This window comes from Kribbella polygonati (assembly GCF_050320105.1).
Lineage (GTDB): Bacteria > Actinomycetota > Actinomycetes > Propionibacteriales > Kribbellaceae > Kribbella.
Genome location: NZ_CP190129.1, coordinates 1092434 through 1116343, shown reverse-complemented (window position 1 = coordinate 1116343; position 23910 = coordinate 1092434). Strand labels below are relative to the sequence as shown.

Annotated in this window: 21 protein-coding genes; 11 read left to right on the top strand and 10 right to left on the bottom strand. The window is 69.8% G+C overall.

Going from position 1 to position 23910, the window contains the following annotated elements:
- Position 1 precedes the first annotated feature (1 nt).
- A complete protein-coding gene (locus tag ACQHIV_RS05275) occupies positions 2–700 on the top strand; it encodes a GntR family transcriptional regulator (RefSeq protein ID WP_427892218.1) in 699 nt (232 codons plus the stop codon).
- A 5-nt stretch (positions 701–705) separates the two neighbouring features.
- On the opposite strand, the gene ACQHIV_RS05270 is transcribed toward ACQHIV_RS05275, so the two are convergent.
- Genes ACQHIV_RS05270 through ACQHIV_RS05245 form a run of 6 tightly spaced genes read right to left on the bottom strand, consistent with a single transcriptional unit; the run spans position 706 to position 8786 of the window.
- Positions 706–3447, bottom strand: a complete 2742-nt coding sequence (locus ACQHIV_RS05270; RefSeq protein ID WP_427892216.1) for a M1 family aminopeptidase — start codon at positions 3445–3447, stop codon at positions 706–708.
- Entirely contained in the window at positions 3437–4438 is a 1002-nt protein-coding gene (locus ACQHIV_RS05265; RefSeq protein ID WP_427892214.1) for an ABC transporter ATP-binding protein, read from the bottom strand. The genes ACQHIV_RS05270 and ACQHIV_RS05265 overlap by 11 nt, the downstream gene beginning before the upstream one ends.
- The gene (locus ACQHIV_RS05260) at positions 4435–5406 is read right to left on the bottom strand and encodes an ABC transporter ATP-binding protein (protein WP_427892212.1); all 972 of its coding nucleotides are present in this window, start codon (positions 5404–5406) and stop codon (positions 4435–4437) included. The genes ACQHIV_RS05265 and ACQHIV_RS05260 overlap by 4 nt, the downstream gene beginning before the upstream one ends.
- Complete coding sequence (locus ACQHIV_RS05255; protein ID WP_427892210.1) at positions 5403–6260, bottom strand: ABC transporter permease; 858 nt, start codon at positions 6258–6260, stop codon at positions 5403–5405. Before ACQHIV_RS05255 ends, ACQHIV_RS05260 begins: the two co-directional genes overlap by 4 nt.
- On the bottom strand, positions 6244–7182 hold the full coding sequence (locus ACQHIV_RS05250; RefSeq protein WP_427892208.1) for an ABC transporter permease: 939 nt from the start codon (positions 7180–7182) through the stop codon (positions 6244–6246). The genes ACQHIV_RS05255 and ACQHIV_RS05250 overlap by 17 nt, the downstream gene beginning before the upstream one ends.
- Positions 7182–8786 (bottom strand): peptide ABC transporter substrate-binding protein, encoded by a 1605-nt coding sequence (locus tag ACQHIV_RS05245; RefSeq protein WP_427892206.1) that lies wholly within the window; start codon positions 8784–8786, stop codon positions 7182–7184. Before ACQHIV_RS05245 ends, ACQHIV_RS05250 begins: the two co-directional genes overlap by 1 nt.
- 142 nt (positions 8787–8928) lie before the next feature.
- On the opposite strand from ACQHIV_RS05245, the gene ACQHIV_RS05240 reads away from it, so the two are divergent.
- Positions 8929–10104 carry an amidohydrolase gene (locus ACQHIV_RS05240; protein WP_427892204.1) on the top strand — a complete coding sequence of 392 codons (1176 nt, stop codon included), beginning with the start codon at positions 8929–8931 and terminating at the stop codon, positions 10102–10104.
- On the opposite strand, the gene fes is transcribed toward ACQHIV_RS05240, so the two are convergent.
- Both fes and ACQHIV_RS05230 read right to left on the bottom strand, forming a co-directional pair.
- Entirely contained in the window at positions 10101–11309 is a 1209-nt protein-coding gene (gene fes, locus ACQHIV_RS05235; RefSeq protein ID WP_427892203.1) for an enterochelin esterase, read from the bottom strand. The two genes, ACQHIV_RS05240 and fes, sit on opposite strands and share 4 nt — an antisense overlap.
- Entirely contained in the window at positions 11299–12660 is a 1362-nt protein-coding gene (locus ACQHIV_RS05230; protein ID WP_427892201.1) for a M14 family zinc carboxypeptidase, read from the bottom strand. Before ACQHIV_RS05230 ends, fes begins: the two co-directional genes overlap by 11 nt.
- Before the next feature lie 145 nt (positions 12661–12805).
- Here ACQHIV_RS05230 and ACQHIV_RS05225 point away from each other — a divergent pair, with 145 nt between their 5' ends.
- From ACQHIV_RS05225 to ACQHIV_RS05205, 5 genes are all read left to right on the top strand, one after another.
- Positions 12806–14479 carry a PucR family transcriptional regulator gene (locus ACQHIV_RS05225; RefSeq protein ID WP_427892199.1) on the top strand — a complete coding sequence of 558 codons (1674 nt, stop codon included), beginning with the start codon at positions 12806–12808 and terminating at the stop codon, positions 14477–14479.
- Between the two features lie 83 nt (positions 14480–14562).
- Positions 14563–15171, top strand: a complete 609-nt coding sequence (locus tag ACQHIV_RS05220) for an FMN-binding negative transcriptional regulator (RefSeq protein ID WP_427892197.1) — start codon at positions 14563–14565, stop codon at positions 15169–15171.
- Positions 15168–16670, top strand: coding sequence for an amidohydrolase (locus tag ACQHIV_RS05215; RefSeq protein WP_427892195.1), 1503 nt, complete (start codon positions 15168–15170; stop codon positions 16668–16670). The genes ACQHIV_RS05220 and ACQHIV_RS05215 overlap by 4 nt, the downstream gene beginning before the upstream one ends.
- 86 nt (positions 16671–16756) lie before the next feature.
- Positions 16757–17476 carry a VIT1/CCC1 transporter family protein gene (locus ACQHIV_RS05210; RefSeq protein WP_427892193.1) on the top strand — a complete coding sequence of 240 codons (720 nt, stop codon included), beginning with the start codon at positions 16757–16759 and terminating at the stop codon, positions 17474–17476.
- Between the two features lie 13 nt (positions 17477–17489).
- Complete coding sequence (locus ACQHIV_RS05205; protein WP_427892191.1) at positions 17490–18059, top strand: Chromate resistance protein ChrB; 570 nt, start codon at positions 17490–17492, stop codon at positions 18057–18059.
- A gap of 429 nt (positions 18060–18488) precedes the next feature.
- Here ACQHIV_RS05205 and ACQHIV_RS05200 read toward each other — a convergent pair whose 3' ends face one another.
- The gene (locus ACQHIV_RS05200; protein ID WP_427892189.1) at positions 18489–19472 is read right to left on the bottom strand and encodes a hypothetical protein; all 984 of its coding nucleotides are present in this window, start codon (positions 19470–19472) and stop codon (positions 18489–18491) included.
- Between the two features lie 883 nt (positions 19473–20355).
- On the opposite strand from ACQHIV_RS05200, the gene ACQHIV_RS05195 reads away from it, so the two are divergent.
- The 4 genes from ACQHIV_RS05195 to ACQHIV_RS05180 all read left to right on the top strand — a co-directional run bounded on the left by ACQHIV_RS05195 (position 20356) and on the right by ACQHIV_RS05180 (position 23637).
- A complete protein-coding gene (locus ACQHIV_RS05195; protein WP_427892187.1) occupies positions 20356–21144 on the top strand; it encodes a COG4280 domain-containing protein in 789 nt (262 codons plus the stop codon).
- On the top strand, positions 21141–21353 hold the full coding sequence (locus ACQHIV_RS05190; protein ID WP_380200023.1) for a hypothetical protein: 213 nt from the start codon (positions 21141–21143) through the stop codon (positions 21351–21353). Before ACQHIV_RS05195 ends, ACQHIV_RS05190 begins: the two co-directional genes overlap by 4 nt.
- 68 nt (positions 21354–21421) lie before the next feature.
- On the top strand, positions 21422–21637 hold the full coding sequence (locus ACQHIV_RS05185; protein ID WP_427892185.1) for a hypothetical protein: 216 nt from the start codon (positions 21422–21424) through the stop codon (positions 21635–21637).
- Complete coding sequence (locus ACQHIV_RS05180) at positions 21634–23637, top strand: hypothetical protein (protein ID WP_427892183.1); 2004 nt, start codon at positions 21634–21636, stop codon at positions 23635–23637. The genes ACQHIV_RS05185 and ACQHIV_RS05180 overlap by 4 nt, the downstream gene beginning before the upstream one ends.
- A 58-nt stretch (positions 23638–23695) precedes the next feature.
- On the opposite strand, the gene ACQHIV_RS05175 is transcribed toward ACQHIV_RS05180, so the two are convergent.
- Positions 23696–23902 carry a twin-arginine translocase TatA/TatE family subunit gene (locus ACQHIV_RS05175; RefSeq protein ID WP_427892181.1) on the bottom strand — a complete coding sequence of 69 codons (207 nt, stop codon included), beginning with the start codon at positions 23900–23902 and terminating at the stop codon, positions 23696–23698.
- Between the last annotated feature and the right edge of the window lie 8 nt (positions 23903–23910).

Here is a 23910-nt window from a genome sequence, read left to right as displayed (position 1 = left end):
CATGCCGTTGCCAGGCGGCGACAAGCTGCCGATCCGGGTCAATGCCCAGGACATCGCCTACGAGCGGCTGAAGGACTGGATCGTGAACGGCCCGCTCGAACCGGGCGAGAACGTCCGCGACACCGACGTCGCGGAGATGCTCGGCGTCAGCCGTACGCCGGTCCGCGAGGCGCTGATCCGGCTCTCCCAGGAGGGCCTGGTGGAGATCGCCCGCGGCCGCAGTACGCGGGTCGCCGACCTCCAGTTCGACCGCGCCGTCCACCTCTACGACCTCGGCGGCGTCCTGGACGCGCACGCCGCCGAGATCGCCGCGACCACCCTCGGCGAACCCGAGCTGGCAAGCCTCCGCGCGATGGTCGACGAGATGGACGGCCAGCAGGACGTCGCCCGCGCCCAGGAACTCGACGAACAGTTCCACGACGTCTACTACCTGGCCGCCGGCAACCCGGTCCTGATCGGCTACCTGGAACAGCTCAAACTCGAACTCCGCCGGATCGAACGCGCCGCCTTCCGCGACGAACAGATCCGCAAGGAGGCCTACGAGGAACATCTCCTGATCCTCGCGGCCCTCGAATCCCACAACCCCACCGCCGCCCGCGAGGCCGCCCTGACGAACTGGCGCAACTCCTGGTCCCGCATCAAAGCCTGGATAGAACCCCACACCGGCGCGGTCCACCCGAACCACAACCGCATCGCCTGACCCGGCTACGTGGCGCGGGCGGTCGCCGCACGGCGGGCTGTTTCCTCCTGGTCTTGCAGGGCCTGGGCGAGGACGGGTGGTGCGCCGGCGGCGGCCTCGCGGACGGCGTCGAGGAACGGGAGGTCGGCCGTTGTCGGGAAGGCGTAGCGGGCTACGCGGGCCGCGGTGAACCAGTCGGTGGTGTGGGCGAACGGGATGAGGCGGTCCAGGAACTCCGTTGCGTGGTTCGGGTCGTGGCGTGGGTGCCAGAGGGCTGCGCCGAAGGTCCGCAGTACGGCGGCCGGTACGCCGGGGGCGGTGAGCAGGAGGTCCAGGGCGGCGGTCTTCGCGGCCGTGGTCGGGATGGCCGCGCGTGCTGCGGCGGCTTGCCAGTGGCCGTCCGGGTCCCGGGTTTCCTCGGCGTCGATGCGGTTGTCGGCGCCGAGGGCGACCAGGCGGGTGGTGAGGCGCCATCGGATCGGCTGGGGTAGGTCGGCGTTCGTCAGGAGCGAGTCGACGAGGGCCAGTTGGTCTGCGGTTCCGGCGCAGTCCGCGAGTGCCTCGACCAGGACTGGCTGCGAGGGGTCGAGGATGGAGGTGACGGCGGTGGCCAGGTCGTGTTCGAGTGCTGGTCGTTGGGTGGGAGTGGCGTAGATGGTTGCTTCGGCGGCGAGGCTGGTCAGGGCCTTTAGGTGGATGGGGTCGGGTTCTGTCGTCACCGCTGCGGTCACGTAGGTGAAGATGTCGGCGGCCGGGAGGTGGCCGGTGAGCAGGAGGCCTCGGAGGGTACGGCGGGCCGTGTAGCGCGCGACCGGGTCGGTCAGCTCGGCGCCGGACGTCACCAGGGTCCGGATCGAGTGTGCGTCGGGGTGCAGGATCGCGTACGTCGTGTCGCGGTCGTCGAGCAGCAGCAGTCCGGATCCGGCTGGCGGGAGCTCGGTGCGGGCGTCGGTCACGGGTAGTTCTACCCGGTCGAGCTCGGTGAGCGGCGTACCGCCGTACCTGGCGATCGCGATGGTGTGCGGGCGGATGACGCCGTCCTGCAGCAAGGCACCATTCTCGAGGGACAGGGTGTTGATGCCGCTTGACTCCAGCCAGACCCTCGACCATGCGGTGAGGTCCAGTGCGGTGAAGGGTTGGACGGCCGCGAGCAGGGCGGGGAGGTTGCCGTTCGCGCCGGCGTTCTGGGCGAAGTACTTGCGGAGGCCCTCGAAGAAGGCGGCTTCGCCGACGACGGAGACGAGTTGGCGGAGTACGGCGGCGCCTTTGGCGTAGGTGATCGCGTCGAAGTTCGCCTCGGTGGTGGCGATGTCGGGGATCGGGCGGCTGACCGGGTGGGTGGAGGAGAGCAGGTCGGCGTCGGCGGCGCGTTCCTTCTCGAGGGCGGTCGCCACCGACCAGGTGCGGTCCAGGACGCCGAGTTCGGCGGCGGCCCAGAGGGCGGCCCAGTCGGCGAAGGACTCGCTCAGCCAGAGGCCGTCCCACCACTGCGGCGTCACCAGGTTGCCGAACCACATGTGCGACATCTCGTGGAGGAGTACAAGCGCCCGGCGGCGGCGCTGTTCGGCGGTCGGCTCGGAGCGGTACAGGACCTGGTCGTTCCAGGTCACGCAGCCGTGGTTCTCCATCGCGCCGGGCTGGTCGGGGAGGAACACGTGGTCGTACGAGTCACCGTCGTACGCCACCCCGAACGCCTCCTCGAAGAGCGCCAGAGCCCGCCGGCTGAGGTCGAAGAGTTCGTCGACGTTCGCCTCCAAAGCCGCCGCGAGCGAACGGCGCGCGAAGACCGCCATCCGCCCGGACCTCACCACATGGAACGGTCCCGCACACACAGCTGTCGCGTACGTCGGCAACCGCGGCGTCGGCGGGAACCTCCACACCGCGGCGTCCCCGTCCTCGACAACCTCCGTCTCCCGCTGGTTGCTCACACACTGCCAGCCCAACGGCACCCGCACCTCGAACGCGAACGTCGCCTTCAAGTCCGGCTGATCAAAACATGCAAACACCCGCCGAGCATCAAACGGCTGAAACTGCGTCCACACATACACACCCTCATCACCACGGTCAGCAGCTCCCGTGACACCAGCAACATCACCACCGCGCGCACCACCTCCAGCCCATCCCCCGGCGCCCACACCAGCACCACCGCGCCGACCACCCCCGCCGCGTCCCCCGGCGCCCACACCAGCACCACCGCGCCCACGACCTCCGTCCCGTCCCGCGTCCGCGCCGCCGACGGCGGCGCGGACGCGGGTGCTCGGGCCGGCCCCGGAGTCGGAGCCGACGCCGGAGCCGGGGGCGGGGGCGGGGGCAACGCCGGAGCCCGGGACGGGGATGGGGGCGGAACCGACGCCGGAGCCCGGGGCGGGGGCGGGGCCGCCGGGGGCGGGGGCGGGGACGGGGGTGGGGGTGGTGTCGACGGTTTTGGAGAGGCCGCGGGATGGGGCGGTGTGGTGGCGGGAGTGGATGTCTAGGCGGTGGGGGCCGCCGAGGGGGCCGAGGCGGAGGCGGTGGTTGCGGAGTGCCTCGGATGGGTCGAGGGGGACGCCGTCCAGGGTGACCTGGTCGACGTGGTCGGCGACGATGTCCAGCCAGGTGAGGCCTGGGCCGCCGGTGCCGTCGTAGGTGAAGTTGACGGTGGTGCGGGAGGTGAACTGGTCGCCGGTGGTGAGCGGGGTGAGATCGAGGGTGATGGCGTACGACGTCACCGAGACCACGGCCGAGCGGGCCGCTGCCTCGGCGGCGGTGAGGCCTCCGTCAGCCGGCATGGGTTGCCTCCGGCAACGGTTCGGGGAGCGGGAAGTGGCAGGCGACGGCGCTCGCCCCGACCCGCAGCAACGCGGGATCGTCCGAAGCGCATCGGTCCTCGGCCAGCCAGCACCGGGTGCGGAAGTGGCAGCCGGACGGCGGGTCCAGCGGGCTCGGTGGTTCGCCGCGCAGGACGATCTCGGGCGGCCGGTGCCGCGCCGACCGGTCCGGTACCGGCGCCGCCGCGAGCAGCGCCTTCGTGTACGGGTGCCGCGGCCGGTCGTACACCTGCACCGAGTCCCCCTCCTCGACGAACCGCCCGAGGTACATCACCGCGACCCGGTCCGCGATGTGCTGCACGACCGCCAGATCATGCGCGATGAATACGTATGCAATCCCCAACTCCCGCTGCAACTGCTCGAGCAGGTTCACGATCTGCGCCTGCACCGACACGTCCAACGCCGACACCGGCTCATCGCACACCAGCACCTTCGGACGCAGCGCGAGCGCCCGCGCGATCCCGACCCGTTGCCGTTGCCCACCGGAGAACTGGTGCGGCAGCCGCTCCGACTGGTCCGGGTTCAGCCCGACCATCTCGAGCAGCTCCGCCACCGCTTTCGCTCGGTCCCCCCGCGGTACAACGTCCGGGTGGATCTCCAGCGGCTCGCGCACGATCGCCCCGATCGTCATCCGCGGATCGAGCGACGTGTACGGATCCTGGTGCACCAGCTGGATGTCGCGCCGCGCCCGCCGCAACCGCCGCCCGCGCATCGTGTGCAGCGGCTCACCGAGCAGCTCGATCTCGCCCGCGCTCGGCCGCTCCATCCCGACCAGCAGCTGCGCCAGCGTCGACTTCCCGGACCCCGACTCGCCGACGATCCCGAGTGTCTCGCCACTGCCCAGCTCGAGATCGACGCCATCCACCGCGTGCACGGTCCCCCGCCGCCCGGCGAGCAGCCCGCCGATCCGGAACGTACGCCGTACGCCGCTGGCTCGAAGTACCGCGGTCATCCCGCACCTCCCGCGAAGTGGCACGCCGCCTGATGAACCGGTGAGACCGACCTGACCGGCGGCGTGGTCCGGCACACGTCGGCCGCCTGCCCGCACCGGGTACGGAACGCGCAGCCGGACGGCAGGTTGCCGAGGTCCGGCGGCTGCCCGCTGATCACCTTGAGCGGCAGGCCCTTCCGGTCCGCCGTACAGATCGAGTCCAGCAGCGCCCGCGTGTACGGATGCGCCGGCCGTTCGAAGACATCGTCGGCGGGACCCTGCTCGACGACGCGTCCGGCATACATCACCAGGATGTCGTCCGCCATCCCCGCGACCACCCCCATGTCGTGGGTGATCAGCATCAGGCTCATCTGCCGATCCGCCTGCAGGGACGCGAGCAGTTGCAGGATCTGCGCCTGCACGGTGACGTCGAGCGCGGTCGTCGGCTCGTCCGCGATCAGGATCTCCGGGTCCGCGGCCAGCGCGGTCGCGATCATCACCCGCTGCCGCATCCCGCCGGAGAACTGGTGCGGATAGTCGTCGATCCGCCGCGCCGCGTCCGGGATCCCGACCCGGTCCAGCAACTCCAGCGCCCGCCGCCTGGCCGCGCGCCGCGACATCCCCAGATGCACACGACAGCCCTCGCCGATCTGGTACCCGACCGGCAGCACCGGGTTCAACGCCGACAGCGCGTCCTGGAACACCATCCCGACCCGAGCACCCCGGACGGTACGTCGTTGCTCCGCCGGCAACTGCAACAGGTCCTGACCGTCCAGCACCACGCGCCCGCGCCCGACCCGGCCGACCCCGGCCGGCAGGACGCCCATGATCGCGCGGGCTGTCGCGCTCTTGCCCGACCCGGACTCCCCCAGCACCGCCAGCGTCCGCCCCGGCGTCAACGACAGGTCGACGCCGTCGACGGCGACGTTCCAGCCCCGCGACGTACGGAACTCCACGGTCAGGTCCGAGACCTCCAGCAGGGTTGTCATCGCGACCTCGGATCGAAGGTGTCCCGCAACGCGTCGCCGAGCATCACGAACGACAGCACGGTCACGGACAGGAACAGGGACGGGAACAGCAGCAGATGCGGGTGGTCGCGGAACGAGTCCTGCGCCTGGTTCAGCTGGACGCCCCACGAGATCGACGGCGCCCGCAGCCCGACGCCGAGGAACGTCAGCGCGGACTCGGCGGTGATCATCCCGCCGACGCCGAGGCTGGCGACCGCGAGGATCGGCGCGAACGAGTTCGGCAGCACGTGCCGGGCGATCACCCGCACCGGTCCGGCCCCGAGTCCGCGGGCCGCCTTCACGAAGTCCAGGTCGACGGTCGCGAGCGCGGCCGACCGCATCAGCCGGGTCATCGCGGGCCACGCGAACAGGATCAGTACGGCGGAAACCACGACGACGTTCCGCTGGTGCAGGGTGTTCAGGATGACGACCTGTCCGACCAGCGCCGGGAAGCCGAAGAAGATGTCCATCGTGCGGCTGATCACGGCATCGACCGCGCCGCGGTAGTACGCCGCCAGACACCCGAGCACCAACGCGATCAGCACACACCCGGCCGTGACAGTGAACCCGATCGTCACCGACGACCGTGTCCCGTACACCACGTTGCTGTACAGGTCGCAGCCCTGGATGTCGAAGCCGAACGGATGCCCCGCGGCCGGACCGTTCCCGCTGTTCCCGAGGTCGCACGCCCGCGGATCGACCGGCGCGAACACCCCCGGTACGGCGGCCACGACCAGGATCAGTACGACGACGCCGAGCGGGATCGCGATCCGCGGCCTCCGCAGCACCCCCCGCCGGGACCGCGGCGCCGCCAGCACCTCACTTGCGGCCGGCAAGGCTGATCCTCGGGTCGAGCAGGCCGTAGACGATGTCCACGAGCAGGTTGATGATCAGGTACACGAGTACGAGCAGGCTGCAGACCCCGACCACGACCGGCCCGTTCTGTTGCGAGATGCCGTTGAACACGACGTACCCGAGTCCGGGGATGTTGAAGATGCCCTCGATCAGCACTGTTCCGCTGACCATGTACCCGAGGCTGAGCCCGAGCACGGACACGACCGGGACGAGCGAGTTCCGCAGGATGTGCCGGACCACGATCATCCGCTGCGGCAGGCCTTTCGCGATCGCGGTGTCCACGTAGTCGGCGTACCGGTTCTCGATGATGCTTGCGCGGGTCAGCCGGACCAGCTCGGGGATGCCGAACAACGCCAGTACGGCGGCCGGCAGCACGTAGCTCGCCGGCCACCCCTCCCGGACGCCGGACGTCGGGAACCAGCCGAGGTTCACGCCGAGCAGGATCTGCGCGACGTACGCGATCACGAAGTACGGTACGCCGACCACGATCGTCGTCGCGGTCAGCACGATCCAGTCGACCGTGCCGCCCTGGCGCATCCCGGCGAAGGTGCCGAGCGCGATCCCGACCACCGCCATGATCGCCCAGGCGGTCAGGCCGAGCTGCAACGTGTACGGCCACGCCCGGACCACCAGGTCCGACACCTCGTGCCCCTGCAGGTCGATCCCGAGATCGCCCCGGACCAGCCCGCCGAGGTAGTGCCCGTACTGCGACCACAACGGCTGGTCCAGGTGGAACCGCGCGCGCAGCGCCTCCTCGACCGACGGCGACAGCACCCGCCCCGGACCGGCCAGCGCCTTGATCGGATCGCCCGGCAACGCGTACACCGCGGCGAAGATCAGCAGCGTCGTACCGAGCACGACCGGGACCATCCCGGCCAGCCGGCGGAGCACGTAGCCGGCCATCAGCCGACCTTGACGACCGACAGCCGGGCGCCGCCGAGCACCTCCGGTACCACTCCGCTCAGCCGGTCCGAATGCACCAGCCCGCCGACCGGCCAGTACAGCGGCGCCACCGGGAGGTCCGCAAGGGCCTGCTCGGCCGCCTGCTTGGCGTAGTTCGTGGTCGAGTCGGCGTCCTTGCTCGACGCCGCCTGCGCGATCAGGCCGGCGAACGACTTCGAGTCGTACCCGGTCACGTTCAGCGGGGCGCCGGCCGAGAACATCTGGTCCGCGAGCGCGTAGATGTGCGGGTACGGCGCCCCGGAGTACAGCAGGCTCGGGCCCTTGATCGACTTGCCGCCGAGGCCCTGGTACAGCTGCGCGATCGGCTGCGACTCGAAGCTGACCTTCTGCAAGCCGAGGTTCGTGCGGAGCTGGTTCGCGATCGCCTGCAGCACCTTTTCGTTCGTCGGGTCCTGGTAGGTGTAGAGCATCATCGGGCCGTTCCAGCCGCCGGCCGCCTGCAGCGCGGCCTTGGCGCCCTGCGGGTCGTACTTGCACGCGTCGCATTTCGCCTCGCCGCCGCCGGTGAGCGTCGGCGGCGCGAGTCCGGTGGCGGCCTTCGCGTTGCCGGCCAGCAGCGACTTGACGATCGCGTCCCGGTCGATCGCCATCGAGATCGCCTTGCGCAGCTGCGGGTTCGCGAACCGGCTGTCGTACAAGGGGAAACTCAGGTAGACGACGGCCGGGTACTGGACGTCGACGACCTGGCTCGGGGTGTCCTTCTTGGCCTTGGACAGGTCGGCGCCGTCGAGCAGCGCGAGGTCGATCGTGCCGGCCTGGAAGTCGGTGTAGATCGCGCCGGTCTGCTGGTACACGTGCAGGTCGATGCCGCTGGCAAGGGCCTTGGTGCCGCCGTACCCGTCGTACCGTTCGAGCTTGATCTCCTGCGCGCCGGTGTCCCAGCCGCCGGTCTTGTACGGGCCGTTGCCGATCGGGTGGGTGCCGAAGTTCTTCAGATCCTTCGCCGCGCTCGCCGGGAGCGGCGCGAACGTGGTCGAGGACAGGATGTACGGCAGCAGTGCGTTCGGCTTGAGCAGCGTGACCTTGAGCGTGGACTTGTCGACGACATGTACGCCGGACAACGTCTTCGCGGCCGGCTTGCCCTTCGGCGGGTTCATCGCGGCGTACCCGGCGAAGATCGAGGTCGACGCGTTGTTGGTCTGTGCGTTGGCGCCGAGGGCGGTCGTGTTCCAGGAGTCCGCGAACGACTGCGCGGTGACCGGGCTGCCGTCCTGGAACGTCCAGCCGGACTTGAGCTTGATCGTCCAGTTCACGTTGTCGGTGGACTCGATCGAGTCCGCGACCAGCATCTCGAGCTTGCCGCTCTGCCCGTCGACCCGGGTCAGCGGCGACCAGATCGCGTAGTCGACGTAGCTGCTGCCGGAACTGCCGGGCGTCAGGTTCTGCACGAAGAACGCCGGGATGCCGACGGCGAAGGTCTGGTCCCCGTCACTGGCCGAGCTCTTCCCGGCGCACGCGGCGAGCACCGTCATCGAGACGGCCACGAGCACGGCGACCACACGCCGCCGTACACGGGCCGCGGAACTGGCGGGAATTCCGGTCATCAGGGGCCTCCAGGGGATCGGTCTGCCCCACCTTGGCCCGCGCGGTGAAGGGGCAGCCTTATCGGACAGGTCAGATTCGGCGTGCCGATGTTGTCGAGATCGACAGCCTCAAAGCAGGGTCGCTCCGGACAGGATGCGGACCATGACGATGCTGGCAATCCAGGGCGCCACCGTGGTCCCGGTCGACGGGCCTCCGATCCCCGGCGGGACGGTGCTGATCGACGACGGGCGGATCGCCGCCGTCGGCGCCGCGGTCGCCGTACCCGAGGACGCCACGGTGGTGGACGCCCGCGGCCGCTGGGTGCTGCCGGGGCTGATCGACGCGCACACCCACATGGGCACGCTCGAGGAGGGCGAGGGCTGGGCGGGCGACGACCACGACGAGGCGACCACGCCGGTGACCGCGCAACTGCGGGCGCTGGACGCGATCAACCCCGCGGACGAAGGGTTCCGGGACGCGGTCGGCGGCGGCGTCCTCGCGGTCGGCATCAACCCCGGCTCGTGCAACCCGATCGCCGGCGAGACGGTCGCGGTCCGCTGCACCGGCCGGACCGTGGACGAGCAGGTGCTGCGCTCCCCCGCCGGCATGAAGTCCGCGCTCGGCGAGAACCCGAAGCGGTACCACGGTGACGCGGGCCGGCTCCCGGCCACCCGGATGGGCATCGCCGCGGTGATCCGCCAGGCGCTCGCGGAGGCACGGCAGTACGACGGCACGCCGGTCGACCTCGGCAAGGAGGCGCTCGGCCGGGTCCTGCGCCGGGAGATCCCGTGGCGGCAGCACTGCCATCGCGCGGACGACATCCGGACGGCGGTCCGGCTGGCCGACGAGTTCGGGTACGACCTGGTGATCGACCACGGCACGGAGGCGCACCTGGTGGCCGATCTCCTTGCCGAGCGCAACATCCCGGTGCTGCTCGGCCCGCTGATCGTCGGCCGCGGAAAAGTGGAACTGCGCAACCGCGCGTTCCGCAACGCCCGGCTGCTCGCGGAGGCCGGGATCGAGCTGTCGCTGGTCACCGACCACCCGGTGATCCCGGCCAACCTGCTGATCGTCCAGGCCGCGTACGCCGTCCGCGAAGGACTGGACCGGGACGTCGCGCTGCGGGCCGTGACGCTGCACCCGGCCCGCGCGCTGGGGATCGCGGACCGCCTCGGATCGCTTGCCCCGGGCAAGGACGCCGACCTGTGCATCTGGTCCGGGGACCCGCTGGATCCCATGCAGCGGGTCGACGTCGCGTACCAGCAGGGCCGCGAGATCTTCCGCTGGGACTACGACCGCCGGGTCGGGACGATCGGCGGCCGGGACTGGTGGGCCTAGTCCCCGAACGCCCAGCGGAGTTCGGCGGGTAGTTCGGCCAGCCAGCAGTTCAGGTCGTGGCCGCCGTTGTACTCGCGGTAGACGACCTCGTCGGCGTACCGCTCGAGGGCGTCGGCGAGGCGCTGGGTCTGCGGGATCATCCAGTCGCCCTCCTGCAGCCCGACGTCCAGGCAGAACCGGCCCGGCAGCTCGCGGTCGACCTGGCGGAGCAGGTACTCGGGCTCCTCGCCCGGCGGACTCCACCAGAACGAGCCTGACTGTGCGATCACCGTCCCGAACACGTCCGGCCGCCGCAGCCCGGCGTACACCGAGGCCAGCCCGCCGTAGCTCTTGCCGGCGATCACGGTCCGCCGCGGATCGCTCGTCGCCCCGGTCAACTTACGCGCCCACGGCAACAACTCGTCCGCCACAAACCCCAAGAATCCTTCGTTACAAGGCAATTCAAGGGCTCTGGTCGTGAAGTCGATGCTGTCCGGCAGTACGGCGACCAGCGGCGGCAGCTCGCCCGCGGCGACCAGGTTGTCCAGCGTCGGGAAGATCGGTAACGCCTCGTTCCAGTCCCGCCCGTCCAGCAGCACGAGCAGCGCCGGATCGGGATCCTGTACGGCGGACTCCCACAGCCAGACGGTCCGCTCGTTCCCCAGCACGTGCGACGCGACGGTCTCCTCGCGGATCGCCCCACGCCGTACGCCGGCCCGCGGCGCGCACCAGTCCCGCGGCGTCGCCTGGTCGAGCGCGAACGTCGAGAAGTGCTGCGGTGGACTCACCGGATCGCCCACCACACCCGGCAGCGTGAACGGCGACCGGTTGAACGGGTCCGGGACGAACGTCGCCGCCCGCGCGACCGCTTCCGGCGTACCGGCGGCGGCCAGCGGCTCCAGTGAGTCGTCCGGCGAGAGGATATACCGCGCCCGGTGATCCGCCCAGACCAGATACGTCCGGAACCACACGTCCGTACCGTCGATCAGCTCCAGCTGGTTCTCGGGGATCTCCCACCACAGCGCGGGTCCGCCGATCACCGCGACCGTCTCGACCGGCCGCTCCTGCTTCCACAGGAATGTGACCAGCCGCCGGTCGTCGTCGTACGGCTCGATCAGTGGCGTGCCGGTCAGCGCCACCTCGCCCCAGAAGCGCGCGAGTACGCCGTCCGCCGGTCCGCCGGCGAGGTCCCGGCGGAGCTGCTCGATCCGCGGGCTAGTGACCACGGGTCAGGTACTCGGCCGTCGCCGCCAGCGCGGCGTACTGCGACGCGACCAGCGACTTGATCGGGATCTGCACCATCGACGCCGCCTCGGCCGCCTCCGCGAGCCAGGCGTCGTACTGCGCGGCCAACCGCCGTTGCGCCGCCCGGATCGTCGGCGTGGCGTTGCCGATGGCAACCTCTCCGTCGAGCGCCCGGAGCAGCATCCCGGCGTACCGCAGCCGGAACATGTGCACCGAGTCCCGCACCGAAGCCAGCTCGGCCACCGTCGCGGGACGCTGCGCCTCGGGCTCGGCCGCACGCTTCTCGATCCCGTCCGGCGACGGCGCCATCACCCGCGCGTAGTACCGGCTGGCCCGCACGTACGCCGACCCGGCGGTCAGCTCGTCCCCGGTCGCGGCGAGGATCTCCGCCATCCACTCGACCAGCTCGCGGAACCCGGCCGCCTGTTCGCGGAGCACGTCGCCGTACGTCGTCGTGGTCGGCGACGCGTCGCTCACCCGCGCGTCGTCCCAGTGCGGCAGCTCGCTCAGCAGCGTCAGCGTGCCGTACGGGCGCGTGTACGAGTGGCTGCTGTTGCCGCCGAACTTCTCCGGCAGCGGGTCGTCGTGCTCGACGTAGTAGTCGTACATCGACTCGATGTCCGGCATCCGGAAGATCCCGTCGGCGAACCGCTCGATCGACGGCGACTCCGGCTCGCCCCGGTCCAGGCTCAGCCCGAGCCGCTCTGGGATCTCCTGCAGTACGCCGTGCAGCTCGGGCTCCGGCCGTGACAGGTAGTAGTACGCGCCGCCGACCTCGGTGTTGTGCAGCGAACACATCAACCGCGGGCGGACCTGGTCGATCACCCGCATCAACGCCGCCGTCTCCGGCAGCACCTGGTCGAAGTACGCCGTCTTGTAGTCGAGCGGGAACGTCCACTCGATCTGCTCGTCGCCGGCCGGGCGGTAGAAGTTCCGGGCGTAGTGCTCGCGGGTGAACGGGCCCTTCAGCCAGCCCTCGTTCAGCCGCAGTCCGTCGGGGTCGATGCAGGCGACGACGTGCCAGCGGTGCCCGAGCCGTTCCCGGAGTTCCTCGTCCGCGCAGACCCGGGCGGCCAGGTGCAGCGCGGTCAGGCCGCCGATCGGCTCGTTCGGGTGCGGGAGGCCGAACACCAGCGCGTCCGGTCCGGTGGACCCGATGGTCAGGCAGAGCAGCGGGTCGCCGAGCCGGGAGGTCCCGATCCGGCGCAGCGTGGTCAGCTCGGGGTGGAGATCGTGCAGCCGGGCCAGCTCCGCGACGAGTTCGTCGGCGGTGCTGAACACCTCGATCTCCGGGACGGTTTGCAGCTCGGTCTCCAGCCACGCGGGCAGCACCCGGGTCGCCTCCTCGATCGTCCGGACGGGCCTCTCATGGTGGGTGGGCAGGGGGTCGGCGGGCCTTGGTCCAGCCGACCAGAATGAACGGTTGCTTTGTCGGATCCGACAAGGCGATCTCCGTCAGGACGTCTATTCTCACTGTATGCACGGTCGGTCCAGCCCCGAGTCGTCGATTCCGTCGGCGACCTTTGTCGTGCCCGTCGAACCGCCCGCCGACGCACCGGACCTGACCCTGGACCGGATCGTGGCGAACCTCGGCCCGCACGCCCTGCACGTGATCACCGCCGGCGGCCGGCTGTGCGGCAAGGTCCGCGAGGTCGTCGTGCACGGCCCGGGCGAGCCGCTGCCGCCGGCCGACGCCGGCATCCTGCTGCTCACCGGCAGCCCGTCGACGCAGGCCGCCGGGACCGTTCACGAGGCCTCGGCCGCCGGGTACCGGGCGGTGGTCGTGAAGGCGTTCGGGGACGATCTGGCCCGGCTGGCGCAGGCCGCTGACGAGGCCGGGATCGCGCTGCTGACCACCCCGGACGAGATGGCCTGGCGGCACCTCGACGCGCTGATCAGCTCCAGCAAGGAGCCGGCGCTGTCGGACGCCACCGACCGGTTCGCCGCGATCGGGCTCGGCGACCTGTTCGCGCTGGCGAACGCGATCGCCACCTCGGTCGGCGGCGCGATCACGATCGAGGACCCGACCGGCCGGGTGATCGCGTACTCGAACCTGCCGCACCAGGAGATCGACGAGATCCGCCGGCTCGGCATCCTCGGCCGCCAGACCCCGGACCGGCCGACGAACTACGAGGAGTACCAGGCCGTCCTGCGGTCCGAGAGCCCGGTGTACTTCGAGAGCCCGGTGCCGGAGTACGCGAGCCGGATGGCGATCGCGGTCCGGGCCGGCACCGAGGCGCTCGGGCTGATCTGGGTACTGACCGACCGGCCGCCGGTCGTCGCCCGCGCCGAACGCGTCCTCGTCGACGCCGCCCGCGCGACCACGCTGCACCTGCTCCGCGCCCGCGGGCAACGTGATCCCGAGCGGGCCCGGCGTACCGAGGCACTCCGGCTGTTGCTCGACGGCGCGGTCGCACCGCGGAGCGCGGCCGCCCAGCTCGGGATCAAGCCGGACACGCCCAGCGTGGTGCTGGTGATCGCGCCCGTCGGCGACGACGTCGAGCCGATCCTGGCCGCGTCCCGGATCGTCGACCTGGTCACGCTGTACTGCGAGGCGTGGCACTCGAGCGCCTTGTGTGTCACGGATTCCGGCGTCGTCTACGCGCTGCTGCCGACCCGGACGACCGACGAGCCGTCGCCGCGGCTGCTCAAGCTGGCCGACGATCTCGCGGCGACGATCCAGCGCTCCGGGCACCTCGACGTACTGGTCGGAATCGGGTCGTGCGCCGCCGGTCTGGCCGACGTACCCGAGTCCCGGGCGATGGCGGACCGGGTGCTCGCGGTGCTCAGCGGGCGGTCGTCCCGCGGCGAGCCGACGCCCCGGGTCGCGAGCGTCGAGCAGGTGCGGACCGAGGTGGTACTGCGGATGGTCGCGAACCAGGGCGCCGCCGTCGAGGGGCAACTGCTCGGACCGGTGCGCGCGATCCGCGAACACGATCAGCTGCACGGGACGGAGTACGCCGAGAGCCTGCTGACCTACCTCAGCTCGTTCGGCGACGCGGTCCGGGCGGCGGAGGCGCTGAACATCCACGAGAACACCATGCGGTACCGGATCCGGCGGATCGAGACGATGTTCGACCTGTCGCTGGAGGACGGCGACCAGATCCTCGCCACCTGGCTGCAGCTGCGGCTGCTGCGACTGATCGACTGACCTGTCGTCCCCGACAACCGCCCGCCGACAATCGTTGCCGCGCGACAAAGCCGCGGCCGGTACCGGAAATCTACGGTTCTCGCATGCTGGAGAACCCCGCTTACGCCCTCACCGACCCCGCCCGCCTCCAGGACCTCGTCACCCGTCACTCCTGGGTCACCCTGGTCAGCCACCTGCCGACCGGGCTCGTTGTCTCGCACGCCCCGATCCTCGTCGAGCCGGACCGGTCGATCGTCGGCCACCTCGCCCGCACCGACGCCGACAGCCACGAACTCGGACAGCACGACGTCGTCGTCATCGTCCAGGGCCCGCACGGCTACATCACCCCGGACTGGTACGTCGGCGGCCCGTACGTCCCGACCTGGAACTTCGTCGTCTGTCACCTGCACGGCCGGCCCGAACTGCTCACCGCCGACGAGACGTACGACGTACTCGGCCGGACCGTCGACCACTACGAGCAGGCGAGACCGCATCCGTTCCGGCTCGACCAGGTGGCGGCGTACGCCCAGCAGCTCGCCCTACACACCACCGGGTTCCGGCTGGTGCCGTCCCGCGTCGTCGCCAAAGCCAAGCTGAGCCAGGACAAACCCGCCGCCGACCAGGCCGGCGTACTGGCCGGGCTCGACGCGGATCAGGTGCACGGGAATCCGGAACTGGCCGCGACCATGCGCTCGTACGGGGTCGGCCGATGACCGCGCCGATTCAGACTGCCGAGGCGGTCGTGCTGCGGCAGGTCCGGCTGGGCAGCGGCGGTCCGGTCGTCGACGTCCGGATCGTCGGCGATCGGCTGGCCGCGATCGGCGAGGTCGTCCCGGAGACCGGCGACGAGGTGCTGTACCACCGCGGCGCGACGCTGCTGCCCGGGCTGATCGACGGCCACGTGCACACCGCGCAGTGGGCCGAGCGCCGGCGCCGGATCGATGTCCAGCGCGCGCGGTCCGCGACCGAGGCCGTCGAGCTCGTGGCCGCCGCCGTACGGGACCGCCCGCCGTTGGCAGCGGGCGATGTCGTGATGGCGCACGGGTTCCGCGACGGCCTGTGGACGTCCGCGCCGCACAAGGACCTGCTCGAGGCGGCGCTGCCCGGCGTACGGGTCGCGGTGATCAGCCAGGACCTGCACGCGATCTGGCTCAGCCCGGCGCTGCTGCGGCACCTCGGGCGCGAGGACGAGACCGGCGTACTGCGGGAGCAGGACTGCATCCAGGTGAACTACGAGCTGTCCCGCGACGTACCGCGCGAACTCGTCGACCGATGGGTGCTCGAGGCAACCCGCGCCGCCGCCCGCCGCGGCATCACCTCGATCATCGACTTCGAGTACGCCGACAACCGCGCCGACTGGGTACGCCGTTCCGGCCAAGGGCCGGTGCCGCTCCGGGTGAAGACGTCGATCTGGCGGCCCTGGCTGGACGAGGCGATCGATCTCGGCCTCCGCACCGGTCACGCCGTACCGGGTGGTCACGGCCTGATCGAGGTCGGGCCGTTCAAGCTGGTCGCGGACGGCTCGCTGAACACGCGGACGGCGTACTGCCACGACCCGTACCCGCAGGCCGAGGCCGGCGAGCAGCACGGGCTGTTGCTGATCGACGAGGACGAACTGGTCACGCTGATGACGCTTGCCGCCGGCAACGGACTCGACCCGGCCGTGCACGCGATCGGCGACCACGCGAACACGATCGCGCTGAACGCGTTCGACCGGGTCGGCTGCCGCGGCCGGATCGAGCACGCCCAGCTGATCAGGCCCGTGGACGCGACCCGGTTCGCCCGCCCGGGCCTGATCACGTCGATCCAGCCGCAGCACGCGATGAGCGACCGCGACGTCGCCGACCGGCACTGGCCGGACCGGACGGCGTTCCCGTACGGATCGCTGCTCCGGGCCGGGGCGCGGCTCGAACTCGGGTCCGACGCCCCGGTGGCCGAGCCCGATCCGTGGCACGCGATCGCGGACGCCGTACACCGCACCGACGACGAGCGGCCGCCGTGGCACGTCGAGCAGGCGATCCCGCTGCCGGCCGCGCTGAAGGCCGCCGCGGGCGGCCGGCACCAGCTGACCGTTGGTGACCCCGCCGATCTCGTCCTGGTCCCTTCGGACCCCGCGACATTGTCGAACGCCGACCTCCGCGCACTGCCGGTCCTGGCCACGCTGGTGGCCGGTCAGGTGAGCTTTCTTGCCGATGATTTCGGTAACGAATAGACTGTTGTAACAGGTGATGCAGATTAACTGAGGTTACGCAAACCTCAGTTCGGCAAGGCTCACCTCAGTCCGGAAGGATGTCCCTTATGACCGCGGAACTCGCGGAGCAGTCCCCCGAGATCCACCACTCGCACCGTGACGTCACCGGCGGCTGGCTGCGGCCCGCCACGTTCGGCGTGATGGACGGCCTGGTGTCGAACTTCGCGCTCGTCGCCGGGGTCGTCGGCGGCGGCGCGACCGGCAAGGTCGTGCTGATGACCGGCCTGGCCGGGCTGGTGGCCGGCGCCTGCTCGATGGCGTCCGGCGAGTTCACCTCGGTGTCGTCCCAGGCCGAGCTGATGCAGGCCGAGATCGCCGTCGAGAAACGCGAACTCGAGATCCACCCGGTCGAGGAGGAGCGCGAGCTCGCGCTGATGTACGAGGCCAAGGGCCTGCGGCCCGAACTGGCAGCCGAGGTGGCCCGCGAGCTGACCTCGAACCCGGAGGTCGCGCTCGACGTGCACGTCCGCGAGGAGCTCGGCGTCGACCCCAACGACCTGCCGTCGCCGTGGGTCGCGGCCGGGTCGTCGTTCGCAGCGTTCGCGGTCGGCGCGTTGATCCCGCTGATCCCGTTCGTCTTCGGCGTCGGCAGCCTCCTGCCCGCACTGCTGCTGAGCGCGCTCGGCCTGGTGGTCACCGGCGGCATCGTCGGTAAGATCACCGCCCGCCCGTTCTGGTACGGCGGCGGCCGCCAGTTGCTGCTCGGCGGGCTGTCCGCGGCGGTCACCTTCGCGATCGGCCTCGCGGTGGGAACCGGTCTGTCGTAGGTAGGCTGTCCAGATGGCGACCCGACGTACGAACCCGAAGAAGCCGGAGAGCTGGCTGCTGCTGATCTACAAGGTGCCCAGCGACTCGTCGCGGGCCCGGGTGGCGGTGTGGCGCGAGCTGAAGCGGCTCGGTGGGTTCTACGTCCAGCAGGCCGTCTGCGTACTGCCCGACCGCGAGGAGCTGCGGGCCGGGATGGAGAAGGTCCGCGGGCGGGTCACCGAGCTCGGCGGGTCGAGCGTGTTCCTCACCCTCAACGACGTCGAGGACGACGTCCGGGAACAGTTCATCGAGGGGTTCCGCGACCAGTCGGCCAAGGAGTACGCCGAGATCGTCGAGGAGTGCGACACGAAGTTCGTCAAGGAGATCGAGTTCGAGCGCTTCCGGGAGAACTACACGTTCGAGGAGGCCGAGGAGATCCGTCAGGACCTGGAGAAGCTCCGCCGCTGGCTGGCCAAGGTCGAGGGCCGCGACTGGATGGGCGCCGACGGCAAGGACCTCGCCCGCACCAAGGTCGCCGACTGCGAACGCCTCCTCGAGGAATTCGAAGCCGACGTCTACGAACGCACCGAAGGCGAGGCCTAACCCCTCACCACCACTCCCCGGCGAGAGGGTGAGGGGAAGGTGGGCGCACGTGTGGGAGGTGGTTTCCCCGCCCGCCCACCCAGACGATTGCGGGGAGCAGATGTGCTCACGGGAGCCGGAGGCGGTTTCCCGCCCACCCTCCCCGGTGAGGGGAAGTTGCGTCGGATTGATCTCATCCACCGACCCTGACCGGTGGCTGTTTCCAGGTCGAAGCATCAAGGGCCACGTCAGCCCGCCCGTGGTCTCTTCCCATCTGCGACGGTACGGCATCTCCGCACGGGCCTCCCGCAATGCCGCTCTGATCGCGCTAGCCGCCGATCGACCCGCGTCCGTCCTCCCCATGCTCTTCGGGCTGAACATCACCACCGCGTTGCAGTAGACGCGCCGGCCCGGAAGAGACCGGCATTCCTTCATCGCTGCCGCAACTGCTCAGCCTGGCGGGCTCCGTCTCGGCGAGTTCTGATCTGACTCGGCGGATGCCCATTCGCACAGCTCGGTCCCATTGGCGCGAAGGACGAACACGGTGGCATCAGCAGCTTGTGCCAACGCCGTAACGCCTTCCCAAGCTTTCACATCTGCAGTCCCATTTCCTCCAGCGGCAGGTCCTGTGCGACTGTTCAACTGAAGGGTCACAACCTCGGTTCCCACCGCACGTTCCAACGTGTGCCTGGACGGGCTGTACGCGACCTCGGCTTCACTGTTCTGCGCCAACAAGGCATCCGCGGAGGGATCCGGTACGAGCGTCGACGGCAGGGGTTCGCCACTGTCGGCCTTTACCAAACCCTTCTCAGTCAGCGCGGCGATGGTCCCGCCAAGATCGTAGAGACCGTTCATTGGGATAACGTCCGTGTGCTTTGTTGTGCTCGACGCAATTGCTAGGACGTCTGTTGCCGACTCGTCCGATAACCAACCTGGCGCCACGATCAGCGTGCTACCCGTTCGAGCGATCTTCTTGGTACCCTCGTACCCGTTGGGCAAGTCAACGGCTCTCGACGTTGTGCCGTCGCTGGCCACCCGTTGGAGATAGGGAACGTTGAGACGGCCGATCAGCACCCCGTCGCCGTCCGCAATGAGGGTTGAAATCCAGGTGCCAGCCAGGGGTTGGGTCGTGTCAACTGCCCCAGGAAGCTGACCTTCGGCGGCTGCGGGGATCGACGTTGTTGTTATCGTTTCTCGGATTGGATCCCAGCGAGCGACAGCGTACGGCAGGTTGACCCATACAGCGCCGTCGCTGGTGATAACGGTGGTCGTGACAAGGCCATTGTCGCCGGAGTCCGGGAGCGGATATTGAACGTCTTTTCCAGTCGCGAGATCATAGCGATGGAGGCTCGATTTGCCTCCGATTTCCATGACCGGGAACCACAGCGCGTCCTTCACCTTGTCGAAGGCGAGGGAGTAGACCGGAGCGTTCAAACGTTCCAGTATGACGCAGTCCGCCGCCTTCGCAGCCGAATGACTCGTCGGGACCTCGTTGCCGCACGCCGAGCAGAGCACTCCGATCGCGACGACAACAGATAATCGCATTCTCCCTGTCCGCAACGTACTCACCTCAACTGTCCGCCGAGTAGATCGCAGCAATGGGGATGCGGAGCAGGTACTCCAGCCAACGCAGCCACACCCTTCTGCGTCGGGGCGCGAGCAAACCTGCAAGTGCCTTTACACGAAGGACGATCTGGCGCCCTGGGACGTTGCGGCCAACCGCTGCGAGTAGTGAACGAAGCCGCGTTAGTCTCTGAAGCGCACCGAGACCAGCCGCAATCGTAACGAGAGCCAGTTTCAAATTCGGTCTAGACATGTTCTCTCCCCCGTCGCGATGCTACGAGCACGCGATCCGATTGGGAATATGTAGACGGTTGCGGCTTGATCCAAGCCCGCGTGCCCACGAGAGCCGTTCTACAGAAGGGCCCACGTCAAGCATGTCCTGAGTCCCTACGTTGACACTGGTCGCGCTACCGCTCGGAACGTCCCCAGACTCCGGCGTGCCGCATGCCGAGCGCGCCCTCCATCAAACCTGTCCCTAACCCGGGCGAGGCAGAACCCCCGAACCACTTCCGCCCACGCAACCACCTTCCACCCTCACCACCTCACCGGGGCGGGGGCGGGACACCACGCTCCCCTCCACAACCACATCCGCACCCCCACTGGGCGGGTGGGGGCAATCCACCTCCTGCCCGCAGCACGGACCTCCCCCGAAGGCGGAGCACCCTCACACCACCTCGTTCCGATTGACACCACATACCTCTGTAACTATCGTTTCGTGCAGCATATGTTTCATCTGCAGCGGAGGAAGTGAGAGATGGACGCGGCAACGTGGGGACTGATCATCGCGACGTTCGTCGCGTGTTTCGTGGAAATGGTGGAGGCCACCACGATCGTCATGGCGATGGGGTACACCCGGGGCTGGCGGTCGGCGATGGCCGGTACGTTCGCGGCGCTGGCCGCACTGGCAGTGGTCACGCTCGCGGCCGGCTACGCGCTGGCGACCTGGCTGCCGGAGTCGGCGCTGCAGCTCGCGATCGGCGGCCTGCTGCTGATCTTCGGCCTGCAGTGGCTCCGCAAGGCGATCCTCAGATCGTCCGGACGGAAGGCCGTCCACGACGAGGACGCGATCTACCGCGAGGAGGTCGAGGCGGCCAAGGCGGCCGGTGAGTCCAAGGGCGGGATCGACCTGTTCGGCTTCATGGTCTCGTTCAAGGGCGTGTTCCTCGAGGGCATGGAGGTCGTGTTCATCGTCCTCACCTTCGGCCTGAACGCGAACAACATCCCGGTCGCCAGCGCCGGCGCCGCGGCGGCCGTGGTCGTCGTCCTCGCGATCGCGATCGCGCTCCGGCGGCCGCTGTCGATGATCAACGAGAACCTGCTCAAGTACGGCGTCGGCCTGCTGCTCGCGTCGTTCGGGACGTACTGGGCGGTCGAGGGCATCGGCATCTTCCGCAGCGGCCGGGAGAGCCTCGGCTGGCCGGGACACGACCTGATGATCCTGGTCCTGATCGCCGCCTGGCTGATCCTCAGCCGGGTGTTCGTCGCGGTCCTGCGCAAGCCCGCCGTCGCGACCCCCGTCGTCCCCGTGGAGGTACAGAAGTGAAGTATCTGAAGGCCTTCGGCCAGTTCTGGTACGACTTCATCATCGGCGACGACTGGAAGATCGCGGTCGCGGTCGTCAGCACGCTCGCCGTCCTGGTGGTCGTGATGCTCACCGGCGCCCTGAACGACACCGCCCTCACGCTGCTCGGCGGCGTGCTGGTGATCGCCGCGTTCAGCATCAGCCTGGCGATCGACGTCCGGAAGAAGTAGCCGGCACCCCTTGCATCTCCTTCCGGTATCCCGAAGACTTTTCCTGGATACCGGAAGGAGATGGTGTCATGGAGCCGGATGCCGAACAGGCGCTCAGCTGGTGGGCGCCGCAGCGGCAGGTCTGGACACCGGTCGGCTGGCCGTCGCACCTGTTCCGGTTCGACGTGTTCTACAACGGCACGATCGTCTGCCAGCCTGCGGTGGCGCTGCCGCCCAGTGACTCCCCCACGCTCAAGCCGTACCTCGCGCCGTACCGCGGCCGGACTTCCAGGTCACCGTGGTGATGCCCGACCGCGGCCGGATCCCCCCGCTGCCGAGCGCACCGGAGTACCTGCATCGCACCGACTTCGGCGTCGGGATCCAGGGCTGGCGGAAGGACACCGCGACGCCCGTGCTGTGGACCGAGCACCGGCGGCAGGAGGGCGTCGTACTGCGGCAGTCGACGTTCGCGCACCTGCCCGGCGGGCTGGACGTGGAGACGGCGCTCGAGCCCGTCTACGCGTGGACTCGGTTCGCCGTCGAGCAGGTGAACGACGTACGGCCGCCGGACGAGTTCCGGTTCGTGCTGCGGCTGAGCAAGGTGTTCCTGACGCACGTCGTCGACCCGCCGGAGCAGCAGGAGGCGTGGATCACCCTGCAGGTCACGCCGTCGGCCGCGCCGCTCGACGGTCCGCTGTCGAAGTGCGGCGACCGGGTGGTCGATGCTGATGGCAACGTTCGGCTGGTTGCCCCGGGCACGCTCGACCTGGTGGCGCCGGGCGTCTACGACCTGGAGATGGTGCTCGAGGCCCGGGTCGGGGCGTACGTCGACGTGCTGCTGCCGATGCTGCCCGGCACCGTCGACGAAGAGCTGGCGCTCGGGTACGACGGCGCGCTGGCCGAGGCCGAGGCGTACTGGGCACCGCGCACGGCGGCGGTGATCCGGACGCCGGAGAAGTACGTCGACGCGTTCTTCCGGCGCAGCGTGCAGCTCGCCGAGATCATCGCGGAGAAGAGCCCGGACACCGGACTGCACACGTTCCTCACCGGGTCGTTCGGGTACGACGTGCTGTGGAGTACGCCGACGTCGATGGTCAGCCACCTGTTCCTCGACCTGCTCGGCCATCACGACCTGGTCGCGTCACACCTCGAGCTGTACCGCGCGTCGCAGGGCGTGCGGCGCCCGCCGGGGACGGCGTACGACGGGATCTCGAACGTGGGGTTCTTCGCGACGCCGCTGAGCCTGCAGTCGTTCGACTGGCTGAGCGATCACGGCGCGATCCTCGAAGCCGTCGCCCGGCACGCACTGCTCAGCCGGGACCAGGCGTTCGTGGAGCGGTGGACCGAGCCGATCGTGCGGGCGTGTGACTTCATCGCGCGGTCGTGTGCGTACGTCGAGCATCCGGCGATACCCGGGCTGATGCCGCCGGCGAAGGCGAACGACACCGGCGTCGAGCAGCAGTCGGTGTCGATCCAGGCGTGGACGTACCGCGGGCTGATGAGCGCGGTGCAACTGCTGCGGCGGATCGGGCATCCGCGCGCGGCCGAGTTCGCGGACCTCGGCGAGCGGTTCCGGGCGGCGTACGTCGAGGCGCTTCAGACCGCGGAGGCGCCGACGTGGACGGCTCCGGACGGTACGACGTGGCCGGTGTTGCCGAGCAAGTTCTACGGGCCGGAGAGCGCCTGGCCGGAGCTGGAGTTGTTCGACGGCGGCGCGTTGATGTCGGTGTGGGCGGGGCTGCTGCCGGCGGACGATCCGTTGATGCGGTCGTTCGTCGAGTTCTTCCGGGTCGGGCCGAACACGGCGAACTTCGACCCGGCGCACCACACCGCGCTGGACCGCGTCGTGCTCGACCACGAGCAGAGCAGCGGCGAGCCGTGTTACAGCTGGAACCTCTTCCACAGTTGGGAACTCGGCGATCGCGAGCACTTCCTGGAAGGGATGTACGGGCTGATGACCGGGGCGATCTCGCCGCAGACGTACATCGCCGGGGAGCACCGGCACGGGATGTACGGGATGGTCGGCGTCCAGCCGTTGATCGTCTGGGCGGCGCGGCACGCGGTGATCGACGACGCGATCGTGCCGGGTGAGCTGCATCTGCTCCGGCTGTGCCCGCGGGCGTGGATCTCGGCGGATGAGGAGACGGTGTTCGACGGCATGCCGACGTTGTTCGGGCCGATGACGCTGCGGTTCCGGCGGTACGGCGAGACGCTGGAGGTCAGGCACAGTACGGCGTGGGTCGAGGAGCCGGCGCGGATCGTCGTTCACCGGCCGCCCGGGGTCGAGCGCGTGGTGGTGCGTTAACGACCGCGCCAGGCGAAGCGGTGTTCGGGCGGCCCGTGCTGCCGGCCGACGAGTTGGCCTACTGCTGCTCCGACTCCTGTTTCGCCTCGGCCGGCTGCTCGTCCAGGGCCTTGCGGCGGCCGGTGATCTCCTCGTCCCAGACCTTCTTGGTCCGGGCGAGCTGGCGGACCAGGCCAGGGAGTTTGGTCGGGCCGAAGAGCAGCAGGACGACGACGAGCAGCACGAGCCACTCCTCGCCGCGGGGCATGCCGAGCAGGTCGAGCATGGGCGCGG